Here is a 13847-nt window from a genome sequence, read left to right on the forward strand (position 1 = left end):
ACTATCTCTCCCTGTATTTCAACTTTTCTCGTTGCACCTTTTCTATATCTAAAATCTCTTCTTTTTTATAATTTAATGCTTTATTTGTCGCAACCAAATCATTTCTTAATCTTCTGATTCCATCCGGTTCAAGGGAAGCCGCATGATCTGTTCCTTTCCAGGTTCTATCAAGTGTATAATGTCTTTCAATTGTAGTTGCCCCTAAAGTATAAGCCGCTATATCTACCGCTATTCCTATATGATGCCCTGAGAATCCGACTTCTTTTACCCGTGATCCAAACTTGTTTTTTAATCGAACTATTTCTAACAAAGAAATATCTTCGTACGGAACAGGATAACCTGATGTACAACTATAGATGACTAAATCCTTATTCCTCCTTTTATCTTCGAATAACTTAACAATTTTGTCTTCTTCTTCATGTGTTGTCATTCCAAAGGATAGGTGTATTTCACCTTCATAATTATCACACAGCCACTCCAACATTTCATAATGATTATTGCATGCAGATGGAATTTTTATAAGTTCCGGTTTTAATGATGCTATCTCTTTTGCAGATGTAAGATCCCATACTGATGTACTATATGTAATTCCAAATTCTTCACACCATTCTTTTAATTGTCTGTGCTGTTCAACATCAAATTCCAAGAATTCTCTATGAGCCCCATAAGTATCTCCGTAGGAATTTTCCGGATTAGGATGAGGGGTATTATATTGTTCTTCTGTCAACAATTCCTTGTTATTCCTTTTCTGAAATTTTATTACATCTGCCTTGCAAAATATCGCAGCGATTTTAATCAATTCTTTTGCTATTTCCATTTCTCCTTTATGGTTACATCCGGCTTCTGCGATTAATCTTGGTTTTTGGTAAGTCATCTATACTCCTCCTAAACTATTTTTTTTAATATATTCATTAATACTTTCTTTCATCTCATCATAAATCGGTTCTATCATCTCTATATCATTGGTGCATATATCTGCAAAATTTCTGAAACTTTTAATAATTCGTTCGCCTTGTTCCCGTGGATTTTTTTCCGCATTCAAGTTTTCTATGCTGTCCGCCAATATCTTGTATTGAACTCTGTTCATCGGAAGTATGAAGGTCTTATAAAAATCATTGTTTTCTATTCTTTTTAGCTCTTTATCCAATTTTATGTATAATTTTTGTGCTTGAGTATAGTTCCTGTTATTAATAGCTTTTTCAATTTTATTTAATACAGTTCTATATTCTTTGTTTATCTTTAAAGCACTCTGATATGATTTATCCATGTTCTTAGCTTGTGATAACATATATTTTTTATCATATCTTGTTTTATCTTTTTTTAATCTATTCAATCCACCTTCATCTACTACTTTTTCTCTTAAACTGCTTTCAATTATATCCTTAAGCTCTTTAAATTCTGTTCCTTCGATTTTAGCTCCGCCTTTAGTGGTATTTACAACATTTATATCTGGGAATTGTTTAATATAGCTTTCAATTTGCCTTCTCATTGAATTAAACCCATTTGTAGTTAATATCTCATTGCCATGAACATCTTTTACCCAAATACCTTTTTCTAATTCTTCATCTGTTAGTTCAATTCTGTGATAAGTTATTCCTTCAGAATATCGCTTTTTATCACGATACCCCAAGTTTTGTCCTACCAATATTATTTTGTCAAATCCTAATATAAATAACAACTGCAGCGTTGCTGCCGCCACAGTTGGAGCATCAGAAACTATATTTATTACACTTCCGTCATCATTTCTCAGATAATATAACGCTATTGCATCCTGACTTGTTATCATATGGTATTTATTTCCCGGATAATTTTCTAAGGTCTTATATCCTGCTGACGAACCAAAAATTATAGGAATTTCAGTTATTTCTTTTTCCTTTACTATTTCAAAAACTACCTGATTTTTAGCACTGGGATCAATTGCAGATGTCGCGTGGGGATATATGTTATTATAAATAAGCGTATTGATGGCTGAGCCAACGCTAAATATGTATGCCAAACCATTATCCTTAATATATCTTAAATTTTCAATTTCTTCATTAAGGGATGGACCTGCTGCTACTAATATTGCTGTTTTATCTTTAAAAACTCCAATCTTTTCTGAAACTATGTTCGGAGTAGATAATATGTCTTTTAAATTTTTCATACAATTTATTATCCATCTTTTTTGATGAGCATAATTAGTATGCAGATTAATTCTTTTACCAATAATTAATTCCTTGAATTTGCTAAAAAAGCCATTGTATTGTTCTTCAAATACATTTTCATAGATTGGTAAAGCTGTTATTATAATCTTTTTATTTATTTTATTGAGCAAAATACTCAAAAAAATATCCACATATTTTGATTCAAACTCACACTGCATAATTTCCAAGCTGTCACCAGATAATTTTTTTAGATTTACATTTTCTAAAAAATGCCGGAATACTTCAACAGATGGCTCGTAAAGTGAAAAGGATGTGTTGGGATATCTCTGAGTAAATACATCTATATGGTAACCAAGCCCTAATCCGTAAAAAATCACATGTGAGTTTTCGTCAATGTTTTCTTTTTCTTCAAGCTTATTTATAATTGATTCAGCTTCTCGTAAAGGGTCATACTTGCTGTGAAGGTAAAAATCTTTATCGCCCTTTTTTACTTTTATGGTTTTTTGATTATTCTTAGTATTTTCTATTTCTATGTAGTGTTTATGATTACATGCGCCTTCATTTTCTATATCTTCATACAATTTAGGATAATTGTTTTTCAAAAATATAATATTATCAGTTAACATCTTTATCTACCGCCTCGGATATTAATAACTCTAATTTTTCAACCATAGCTTCAAATATGGGTATTATTTCATGTAGCAGCATGTCCCCTATTAATACATTGTCCTTATTAAGAACTGCATTTTCCAATTCAAAAATTATACTATTAAATTTTGATACCTCTTGAATATAGTCATTCCATATTTCATAATCACTAACTACTTCATAAGAGCTTTCAATTGAATTTATTTCTGTAAGTGATTGGATAATCCATTGAATTCCTTCAAACAAGTCTGTAAGCTGTGACCAAGTGTTTTCATCAGGTTTTTGGTAGAATTCCTCAGCTGTTTTGTTAATTATGGTAATTGCATTTTTCGAATATTGTTCAGCTGATTTAAGTGATTCATTAACCATTTCTGTAAGTGTTATCGCAATTACTTCTATTTTGTTAATACTTTCAATATTTTCAATAATGTAATTATCGAAATTATCATATATAACTTCCTCATCAATAATAAGATGAGAAAATTGCAAATCATCTTTTTGTAAATATTTATTAATACTATTAAATAGCTGTTCTATAATTTCAGGATTGTTTTCGAACCATATTTCTTTATTCTGTATGTGTATATTCATATTTTGCCTTCTTTCTATAAAATATTTTTTAACTTTTAATTTTAAATAATTTTACTGATTTTTATAAAGTTCTTTTATTATTATCGGCTTAAAAATATAAATATTAAGGGGATTAAGTCTTTCGAAGTGCTTGTTTTTATTATAATTATATCATTATAGCTATGTATCTGCAATTGATTTATGCGGATATTGACCGATTTTAGCAAAAGTTGTTAATTTTAATTAAAATATGACGATATATTATTACAAGGAGGTGTAATAATGATTAATGAAATCAATTCCGTTAATCCATCAATAGTACCAAATAATAAAGTTACAGGAAATTCAAAACCTAAAGACATAGATAATTCTAACTCAGTAAAAAACAATAAAAAATATGACAGTATAGAAATTAATAAGCTAATTGAAGATAATGAAAGAAGAATAAATGATTTTAAAGAAATGATCCGCAAAATGATTGCAAAACAGGGTGAAAAATCTAACCTGACATTGTTTGGGCAAAAGTTAAATGTTTCGGTTGAGGATTCACAAAAAGCCACCGCTGCAATTGCAGAAGGCGGTGAATATTCTGTAGATGCTGTAGCTACAAGAATTATGGATATGGCTAAAGCATTGTCCGGTGGAGATAAATCAAAAATTTCTTTACTAAGAGATGCGGTTAAAAGAGGATTTGAAGCGGCAGGTTTAGAATTTAATGATGGTGCAGGACTTCCTGACATATGCAATCAGACCTATGATGAAATTATGAAGCGCTTTGATGAATGGGAAAAAGAATAAAAAAAGAGTTGGTTTTTGAACCAGCTCTTTTTGATTTGAAATGAGATCCTATAATTTTTTTGCGTATTCGCCTATTTTTTTATCAGCGCTGGAAATGTGCTTTGTAAGCCAGTCTAATATAAATTGATTTGCGCTTATTATAACATTTATGTTTGCTCCAACATCTGCATATTGTTTTCTTAATTCTGCCAGCTTTTTAATAAATGCTTCATGCATTTGTTTTTGTGAATTCAGTTCGGGATAATTTATGCTCTGCATGTATTTTTCTTCATCCCTGAAATGTGTCTTTGTATAATCATCTAAAAAATCAAACATCTGAATTATATATTCTTTTGATTTTCCGCTTTTTCCAGCTTCAAAAAGTTGATCCGCTTTATCAAACCAGTTTTTATGCTGCGAGTCGATAAGTTCTACTCCAACCTCTAAGTTTTTTGACCATAATAATGCCATATATTCCTCCTATTTATATAGTTTCATGCGACTGTTCTACAGATTCCTCTTCACTTAAAGCTTCATCCTCGAAACTGTCCCTGAAATCTATTTCAGTATCTTTTAGTTTTATTCCGTTTATCATGACCTTTAATGTTTGAGCTTGACTGCTTAATTCTTCACTTGCTGCCGCACTTTCTTCTGATGTTGCCGAATTTGTTTGAACTATAGATGATATTTGTTCAATTCCTGACAAAACCTGTGTTACTGCATCAGCTTGCTGTGATGATGCAATTGATATTTTCTCTATCATATTTGCTGTTTCATTTGCTTTTTCAACAGCCAAATCCAACGCTTTTTCAGTTTCCTTGGAAATTTTAGTTCCTGCATCTACTGCTGAAATAGAATTCTCTATAAGCTCTGTTGTATTTTTTGCTGCTTCAGCACTTTTAATTGCGAGATTTCTTACTTCATCGGCAACAACCGCAAATCCCTTGCCGGCTACACCTGCTCTTGCTGCTTCTACTGCTGCGTTTAAGGCAAGAATATTTGTCTGAAACGCAATGCTGTCTATAACCTTAATTATTTTAGCTATTTCAGCTGAAGAATTATTTATGTTTAGCATTGCTTCATTCATTTCCTTAACATATTTATTTCCGATTACAACCTGCTTGGATGACTCTATGGATGTTTCATTTGCCATATTTGCAAAAGAAGCATTGTTATTTATCTGATCTGATATTTCTCCTAAGGTAGCTGACAGCTCTTCAACCGAACTCGCCTGCTCAGTCGCACCTTGAGAAAGGGCTTGTGCACCGTCTGCAAGCTGCCCAGCGCCACTTGAAACCTGTTCAGCACTTTCATTTACCTGTTTAACCATAACATTTAAAAATTCACTGATTTTTTTCATGGACACCGCTATTGAGTTAAGGTCCCCATTATATTCAAAATCCATATTTTTTGAGAAATCTCCTTCTGCAATAGCACTCATATGGTACGACATATCATTTACAATTCTATTCATGCCTTTTACAGTCCTGTTCATTGATTTAAACAAGAAACCAATTTCATCTTCTCTGCTCGTTCTTTCAATTTCAGTATGTAAATCACCGTCAGATAACTTGCTCAGTCTATCCGCACAAAGGATTATCGGGTCTGCTATTTTTGCTGCCGTATTTTTCCCTGTAAAATACGCTACGATAATTGACAATACGGATATTAATAGAATAATCCCCAAGCTTACGTATGTTGAACTTAAATATTCTGATTGAGGTGCACTGACAAAAAATCCCCATCCGTTACTTCCTTCAATAGGAGAATAGGATATCAAATGTTTCTGATTGTCTAAAATATAATCTCCAAAGATAATTTCTCCGTTTAATAATTTCTTTTCTGTAACCGCAATAGATTGATTGCTTCCATTTGTTTCGTATGCGGCAATATCATTTTCTCCTGATAATACTTTTTCATAGTCATGATGACCGATGGTCATACCTTCTTTGTTTAATATAAATCCATAGCCTTTTTCACCAATTTTTACGGATGAAGCTATGTCTGATAAAACTTGACCGTCCAATACTATTACGGCAACTCCGTTTACATCTGTTCCGTATAAGCCGTCTTTCCATATAGGAGCTGCTATTGTAAATGTATATTTCTTTAATTTTGTATTCATCGCCGGTTCAGATACAAATATTTCTCCTTCCATTGCCGCAAGAAAATAATCCGAATTGCTTACCAAATATATTTCATTGGTTACAGGTGATTCTCCTGTTCCCACGGAAGATACATTGTATGCATCTAATAACCCGTACATATCCACAATTTGCTTAACTATTTTTTCTTTTTCATTTTTACTGATTCTTACATCTGACAGCACGGGGTTCAAACCAAGGTCCGCCGCTACAGATTTATAAACCTCTAACTTGCTGGAAATAACGGTCGAAGATACCTCAGCCAAATTTACCATGGTATTTTCCAATGTATCAAATGTAGTTTTATAATTTTGGAAAGCTGATAACCCTCCCAAAATTATAACTACAGAAATTATCAAAGATAAATAAGTTATAAATATCTGAGTTTTTATGCTTTTTTTGCTTGAGTTTTTATGATTAATAGATTTATCTTTTACTCCCCTTTTTTTCAACATACTGCCTCCAAATAAAGTGTTATATATTTACTATCGGCATATTTAAATAAAAATTTATGCTATTTATAAATAATTAGGGGCTTACGCCCCCTAATTTTAAACTGCTTCTTCGGTGTTAAATTTAAATTTACTTATTAGGTCATTTAAAACCTGTGATTGTCCTGAAAGCTCTTCGCTGTTTGCAGCACTTGCCTCTGCCGTTGCCGCATTTTGTTGAACTACGGATGATATTTGTTCAATACCGCTTCTTATTTGATTTACTGAAACAGTCTGTTGTGCTGAAGCCTTAACTATTTCACTTATTAATTCATTCGTTTTGTTTGTAATTTCAACAATACCTGATAAAGATTTACCTGCCTTGTCAGCTAACATGGTTCCTTTTGATATAGAATTTATTGAATTTTCAATTAAAGCGGTGGTTTGTTTTGCCGCTTCTGCAGACTTTCCTGCCAGGTTTCTTACTTCATCGGCAACTACCGCAAAGCCCTTTCCAGCTGAGCCGGCTCTCGCTGCTTCAACGGCTGCATTAAGTGCTAAAATATTTGTTTGGAAAGCTATATCATCAATTACTTTTATAATCTTGCCTATTTCATTTGAAGATTCGCTTATTTCATCCATTGCAGAAAGCATGTCTCTCATATGCATATTGCCTACTTCGACCTCTTTAGAAGCTTCTAATGCCTTTCTTCCTGCATTTTCAGCATGCTCTGCGTTGTTTGCAATCGTATGATAAATTTCATTTACTTCAGCTGATAATTCCTCAATTGCACTTGCTTGTTCTGTCGTTCCCTGAGCAAGTGTTTGAGCTCCGTTAGAAACATTAGCAGCATTCATGCTGATAAATTCTGATGAATCCTTTATTTTTCCGATTGTATCTGTTAAGGTTCCCGATACATGCAGTAAGCTTTGTTTCAATTTAGCAAATTCGCCATCATAATCATATTTCAGATCCATCACTAAATTGCCTTCTGCTAAATCATTTAACACATTAACACTTTCATTTATATAATTAATATATGATTTTAACCGTACAGTTAAGCTTTCGATAGAATCCGCCAGAACTCCTATCTCATCGTGACTCTTTACATCAATATTTACGTCCAATTCGCCTTGGGCTAATTTATTGGTAATACCGGTTATAGTTTTTACCGGCTCTGTCATTTTCTTAATTGCTATAGTTAAAACAACTAACAATAAAACTAACACCGCTAAGAATACAAACACTATAGTAAATATAAGCTGCCTTGTGTCAGACATAAATTCATCTTTCGGGAGTGACGATACGATTTTCCATCCTGTATTGCCTATTTGTACACTTTTTCCTAATATTTTTTGATTGTTGTCTGTATATTCCACAACATTGTCGTCATTATTATTTATTGACTGAATTATATTATCGCTTAAGCCAATTTCATCAATATTTTTTAAAATTAATTCTTCATTCTTGTGAGCTGCAATTACATTGCTTTTAGTTAACAGTGAAAAGTAACCTGTTCTGCCTAATTCATGATTGCTTACCATAGTAGTTAGTTTGTCTATTGCTATATCAATTGCTGCAAGCCCCACTGTACTCCCGTTAACTTTAACAGGTGCAGATATGGTTATAACAACACCACCTGTAATTGCGTCAATATATGGATCTGTAATCCATACCTTGTCCTCTGTAACTGCTTTATAGTATTCCTTTGATGTTACATCATATCCTGAATTCGCAATAATGGTCGGAGAAGCAAGATAATAGTCTTCTTCTGCTATATAAGCAGTTAAAATTACATCAGGATCTGATTTTTGGGTATCATCAGTAGTTTTAGCCGCAGTCATGAAGCCCTCGGTTTGCTTCAATGTGCTCCAGCCTTTTGCATTAACCATGAAATTTTGCAAATTTTTATCTTGAGCCATTTGTTGTACTATCGCTATATATCTTTCAAAAAATGCTTCTGATTTATTTCCTACGCTTACAGATGTTTCATTTAATACAGTTTTTTTAGTTTCCGTAAATCGATTATTAATTGTAGTTCCTATAATTAATCCGGTTAATAACAACGCAACAAAACATACTACGAAAATTGAAAACGTTATTTTAAATGTTATGCTTTTAGTTGAAATTCTTTTGGTTGAAATATCCTTTTTAGCCATATATTTACCTCCATTTGTATTAATTTAACTATATATCGGATAACTTTTATAAACATTTATATTGTTATAAAATTAACGAGCAGGCAATGCCTGCTCGTTATGCTTGAATATTTATGGATTGAGATTGATCAGGTCGACTTAAATTCTTTTTTACATCCTTCAATTCTGCATTAATATTCTTTCTAATTTGATTATCCATATCTGAGATTTCTTTAAATATTGTTCTTATTTCTTTTTTTATTTCTTTAGTTTCATTTGTTTCAGTAGGGTAATCATTTAATTTTTCATTAATAGAATTTATTTTTTCAATAAACAGCTTCCTTTGGTCAATCATAGAATTTACTTTGTCATATTCGGTTTTTAATGATAAGCTCATTATTTTTTCCGTAAATTCTTTTAATTCTTTAGCTGCTTTTAATTTATCTCTTAATAATTCTTTCATAAATCACCGTTAATTCTTGGATTGCCTTGCTATTTTATCCGCTTCTGCCCAGGTATTTCGCAAGTCTTTTATCATAGGCATTATTTCATTTATATACTTAGCGTCATTATAGCCGGCTGCCTTAATCAATTCTTTATTGAAAAACATATATAATTCTTTCAAATTTGGAGTAATCTCATATTGATCATCCAATGTAACTATCAGATGATTGATTATTTTTTTACTTTTATCCAAATATATTTTTGATTGTTTGAAATCCTTGTTTTCTATTAATACTATACTGCAGTTAAGCTTTTTAATCAATTCATCAAATATCATTATAAGCAATTCGCCTTTTGTCATAGTATTTATAGAATTTATTTTATATTGTTCATACGGATTCAACATTTATTTCACCTATCCCATCATATCTGTTAACCAAGAGCTTTGAGCATTAAGATTATTCAGAGCTTTCTCCAATGCCGTAAATTGATTCCAATATCTTTGTCTTTCGGCTTCCAATGCCTTTTTCAATGCTTCCATTCTGTCATCATAATCTTTTATTTTCAAAGAAATATTATTCTGATCCGATGTTCGCCCGCTATCTAACCCGGCTTCCTCTATAAGAATACCAGAGGTACCGAAAGCTCCTATATTTTTCGTCAGTATACCTTTAATCTGGACAGCCAGTCCTTGTGTTACACCGTCTCCATCCTTAGTACCTGTAAATAGGCTTGCTATTTCATCAGGATTTTCTATTAATTTTTCTTTGAATTTTTGCTCGTCTAAAACTAATTTTCCGCTTGTATCCATATAAGCAGGAGATATACCAATGTTAGCCAGAACCAAATCGCTAACATCCGTCTTACCCATTATACTTGCTCTTAAATCAGAAAGAAGAGACGTCATTTTACTGTCGCCGAATAAAATTCCTTTTTGGGCTTCTTTATTCCAATTCTCAATTTCCTTTTCTGTCATTTCTTCCTGTTGGTCAGGTGTTAACGGCGGATATTTGCTGTTTGGCTTTTCTTTTGTATTAGTTCCTATTAAGGTTATAATTTCATTGTAATCATCAATAAATTTCTTTACCCTTTCAACAACTTCATCAACGTTGTTAGTAACGTCAAAGGTGATATCATTAAGCCCTGCTGCATTTTTATTTAACTCAATGTTTATACCATCCATTGAAAAGTTAGCTGTGCTACGAGTGATATCTACATCATCTTGACCATTGATGGTAACATTCATTTTTGTGTCTTGCCCGGATATATCCGTAATACTATCTCCAAAAAACTTATTTGCCAAACCACCTGATATATTAATTTTGCTCTGTTCTCCTGTTTCCTTTGAATTTATTGTAAATTTATCTGTTGTTGAAGAATAAGAAATATTAACATCTGATTCGGTATTTATCTTTTTAATTATATCGTTAACAGTCATGCTACTGTTAATTTCAACTGACTTTCCGTTAATCGTAAGAGAAAAATCTTCATCTTCTCCATATATGCTTCCAACAGTTTTTGACATATTTAATCTATTAGTATCTCCGGTTTTAATTCCTGTTAAGATATTTAAATCGTTACTGATTTCGCTTACTCCAAAAACATCCGTATCATTTACAGATGAAAATGTTAATGCAGAACCATTTATATCTACTTCTACTTTTCCGGCTCCATAAACTTTCGCTAATTCATCATTAAGATATTCTTTTAAACCGGAAGCATCATAGGTATAATCAGTGTCTTCAGCCATTTTAGATAAATCTATTGTTTTTTTAATTCCATTAAAATCAAAAGTAATGCTGCTGCTTAAAAATACTTCTTCTGCTGTTCTGATTAACCCCTCTGCTTCTATAACCTCTCCATTTGAAGAGGCTATCGTATCTTCTTTTATTTCATCTATCTTTAGAGCATTTAATATATCGTTGCTTGCTGCAACTAATTTAGCACTTCCTGTTTCAAATTCTATTTTTCCGCCATCTGCTTTATATTTTATACTTTCACTTAATTTATCACCATTTTGATCCTTAATAGATTCAAGCTGTTTATTCAATTCAGCAGCTATATCTGCAGCATGTTCTTCTATAGTGTCTCCGGTAAATTTAAAATCTTTGCTTATTTGTAAATTGTATTTTTTTCCACCATACTCTATAGTCATAGTGTCTCCGGCAACAGATGGCATTTCACTGGATATCTCACCACTTGAAAAGCTTTGCGATGAAGCATTATTTACTGTTGTATACGTTGCTGCAGAAGCAACTTGTGAAATGCTGTTTATCGAAAAATTTTTAATATTTTCTGCATTTCCCGTTACATTAACATAGTTTGAAGATGATTTGAAGGTGTATGCTTCAAAAAAACTCGCACTCAAAATATTGGTTTTAGAACCTGTTGAGTATGAAAAATATTTATCGCTGAAAGCTAACAATTTTGAGCTGACTTCTCTGTATGCTTCCTGTCTGTACAATAATTTTTGCTTAGCCTGATATTGTCTGTTTATTTTGTTTCTGGTGGCTGCAGTCATTTGTTTAACTAGCTCATCTGTGTCCAGACCGGACATTAAACCGCCTAAACCTTTATTAATTGTTGAACCATATATACTGTTTGATATTGATGCCATAAATTTCTCCTTTCCAGAAAACAATAGAAATTTGTTCTCTTTTATATATTTTAGTTATATTTTATTTAAATGCTTTATCAATACATCAGCAATACTATCAATTGATGCCTGAATTTGCACTGCACCTATATTATAAGCCACCATGGGCATTCCGTAGACTACACAGGATTTTTCATCTTGCCCGATAGTGTAAGCCCCCGACTTTTTCATGTTCATGAGACCTTGTGCTCCGTCCTTGCCCATCCCTGTAAGTATAATTCCTACGGAGTTTTTTCCTGCAATTTCCGCCACTGAATTAAAAAGAACGTCTACAGAAGGACAATGACCGCTTACCTTATCTCCCGGACCGCAGGATACATAATATCCTTTACTGTCCTTTTTTAATTTCATATGTTTCTCACCCGGTGCAATTAGCGCAAGTCCGGTTTCTACTCTGTCTCCATCAACGGCTTCTCTTACCTCTATATTGCATATTTTGTTTAACCTGTCGGCATACATTTTGGTGAATCCGGGAGGCATATGCTGCGTTACTAATATTCCCGGAATTTCCTTCGGAAGCTCTTTAAGAATTTTAAGAGTTGCTTCCGTCCCTCCTGTTGAAGCACCGACTGCAATTATTTTTTGTGTTATAACACTTATCGGTTTTTGTATTTCTTTTTTTTGTATGGCTCCCTTTGCATTTTCATTGTGTGATTCTTCTTTTTTTGCACCGGTATATGTTACTAATTTTGCTATGGAGGCGATTTTTATTTTAGTTTTTAGTTCTCTAAAAAACATCTGTAAATCATTGCCCGACGACATATCAGGTTTCTTGACAAAATCAACTGCCCCTGAATGAAGTGCATCGAAAACGCTTATATTCATTGAGCTTACCAGCACAACCTTTATAGGATGTTCACCCATCAGCTTTTTTATAAATGTCAGACCATCCATTTTGGGCATCTCTACATCTAAAGTAAGTATGTCCGGATTAAGCGCTTTAATTTTATCTATGGCGTCAATCGGATCAACAGCTGTGCCAACTACATCTATATGTTTATCCTGATTCAACTCATTTTTTAGTACATTTCTAAATAACAAGGAATCATCTATAATTAATACCTTAATATTTTTTTCTATCATATGTTATTCCTTTTTATAAATTGCCGGGCTAACATAAAGATATTCTGATTTGTTTCTTTGAATTGTCTCAGCATGCCCTATCATCAAATATCCACCTGTCTTAGTTGCTTCATAAAATTTATTTACAATATTAATTTTAGTATCTGCATTAAAGTAAATCATTACATTCCTGCAAAATATAACATCATATTTGTTTTTAGCGACAATAGGATCCATCAAATTAAATACCTTAAAGTCAACATATTTTTTAATTTCCGGCAATACCTGGTACTTCCCTTCCTTTGTCTTTGCAAAGTATCTTTTTTTGTATGATTCGGGAAGATTTTTAATGCTTTCTTCCGAATATATGCCTTCACGTGCCTTTGAAAGGACATTTTCGGATATGTCCGTAGCATGAATTTGTATTCTCCATTGGCCTGCAGAATATTTAAAATAATCATCTATAACCATGGCCAGCGTATATGGCTCTTCACCCGACGAGCATCCTGCACTCCAAATATTTAAAGTTTTTAACTTATTATTTTTTTCTTCGTTAACTAAAACAGTTTCCTTTAAAAATTTAAAATGATTTTCTTCTCTGTAAAAATATGTATAATTTGTTGTCAGCTTGTTTATAAGCATCGTTATTTCTTCTTTATTGTTTCTTTTAATGCTGTCCAAATACTGACTGAAACTGCTCATACCTTTACGTTCTATCATGTTTGACAGACGACCTTCAATCAAAATCTTTTTTTTTGAAAGGTCAATTCCGTAATTTTTATGCATATATTGAACGAATTCTAAAAATTCACTATCTGTTAATTTCACCATA

Annotated in this window: 12 protein-coding genes; 1 reads left to right on the plus strand and 11 read right to left on the minus strand. The window is 32.3% G+C overall.

Annotation, left to right across the window (positions count from 1 at the left end; all coding sequences use genetic code 11):
• Position 1: 1 nt before the first annotated feature.
• From RT412_RS07240 to RT412_RS07250, 3 genes are read right to left on the minus strand one after another with little or no spacing between them, the layout of a single operon-like run.
• A complete protein-coding gene (locus RT412_RS07240; protein WP_313345185.1) occupies positions 2 to 874 on the minus strand; it encodes an N-acetylneuraminate synthase family protein in 873 nt (290 codons plus the stop codon).
• Positions 875 to 2770: a 6-hydroxymethylpterin diphosphokinase MptE-like protein gene (locus RT412_RS07245; RefSeq protein ID WP_313345183.1), complete on the minus strand. Its 1896-nt coding sequence runs from the start codon at positions 2768 to 2770 to the stop codon at positions 875 to 877.
• The gene (locus RT412_RS07250) at positions 2760 to 3383 is read right to left on the minus strand and encodes a hypothetical protein (RefSeq protein ID WP_313345181.1); all 624 of its coding nucleotides are present in this window, start codon (positions 3381 to 3383) and stop codon (positions 2760 to 2762) included. Before RT412_RS07250 ends, RT412_RS07245 begins: the two co-directional genes overlap by 11 nt.
• A gap of 261 nt (positions 3384 to 3644) precedes the next feature.
• On the opposite strand from RT412_RS07250, the gene RT412_RS07255 reads away from it, so the two are divergent.
• Positions 3645 to 4160 carry a hypothetical protein gene (locus RT412_RS07255; RefSeq protein ID WP_313345178.1) on the plus strand — a complete coding sequence of 172 codons (516 nt, stop codon included), beginning with the start codon at positions 3645 to 3647 and terminating at the stop codon, positions 4158 to 4160.
• A gap of 48 nt (positions 4161 to 4208) precedes the next feature.
• Here the strand turns inward: RT412_RS07255 and RT412_RS07260 are convergent, their stop codons facing one another.
• The 8 genes from RT412_RS07260 to RT412_RS07295 all read right to left on the minus strand — a co-directional run bounded on the left by RT412_RS07260 (position 4209) and on the right by RT412_RS07295 (position 13846).
• On the minus strand, positions 4209 to 4610 hold the full coding sequence (locus RT412_RS07260) for a hemerythrin family protein (protein ID WP_313345175.1): 402 nt from the start codon (positions 4608 to 4610) through the stop codon (positions 4209 to 4211).
• A gap of 13 nt (positions 4611 to 4623) precedes the next feature.
• Positions 4624 to 6738: a methyl-accepting chemotaxis protein gene (locus RT412_RS07265; RefSeq protein ID WP_313345172.1), complete on the minus strand. Its 2115-nt coding sequence runs from the start codon at positions 6736 to 6738 to the stop codon at positions 4624 to 4626.
• Between the two features lie 96 nt (positions 6739 to 6834).
• Entirely contained in the window at positions 6835 to 8874 is a 2040-nt protein-coding gene (locus RT412_RS07270) for a methyl-accepting chemotaxis protein (protein WP_313345169.1), read from the minus strand.
• Positions 8875 to 8971: 97 nt separating this feature from the next.
• On the minus strand, positions 8972 to 9316 hold the full coding sequence (locus tag RT412_RS07275) for a hypothetical protein (protein WP_313345167.1): 345 nt from the start codon (positions 9314 to 9316) through the stop codon (positions 8972 to 8974).
• A gap of 9 nt (positions 9317 to 9325) precedes the next feature.
• Positions 9326 to 9703, minus strand: a complete 378-nt coding sequence (gene fliS, locus RT412_RS07280; protein ID WP_313345165.1) for a flagellar export chaperone FliS — start codon at positions 9701 to 9703, stop codon at positions 9326 to 9328.
• A 9-nt stretch (positions 9704 to 9712) separates the two neighbouring features.
• Positions 9713 to 11914: a flagellar filament capping protein FliD gene (fliD, locus tag RT412_RS07285; protein WP_313345162.1), complete on the minus strand. Its 2202-nt coding sequence runs from the start codon at positions 11912 to 11914 to the stop codon at positions 9713 to 9715.
• Between the two features lie 54 nt (positions 11915 to 11968).
• The gene (locus tag RT412_RS07290; protein ID WP_313345159.1) at positions 11969 to 13036 is read right to left on the minus strand and encodes a chemotaxis response regulator protein-glutamate methylesterase; all 1068 of its coding nucleotides are present in this window, start codon (positions 13034 to 13036) and stop codon (positions 11969 to 11971) included.
• A 3-nt stretch (positions 13037 to 13039) separates the two neighbouring features.
• Positions 13040 to 13846: a protein-glutamate O-methyltransferase CheR gene (locus tag RT412_RS07295; protein ID WP_313345157.1), complete on the minus strand. Its 807-nt coding sequence runs from the start codon at positions 13844 to 13846 to the stop codon at positions 13040 to 13042.
• Position 13847: the final 1 nt, after the last annotated feature.

The sequence above is a fragment of the Sedimentibacter sp. genome, from assembly GCF_032080165.1.
In the GTDB taxonomy this organism is placed as follows: domain Bacteria; phylum Bacillota; class Clostridia; order Tissierellales; family Sedimentibacteraceae; genus Sedimentibacter.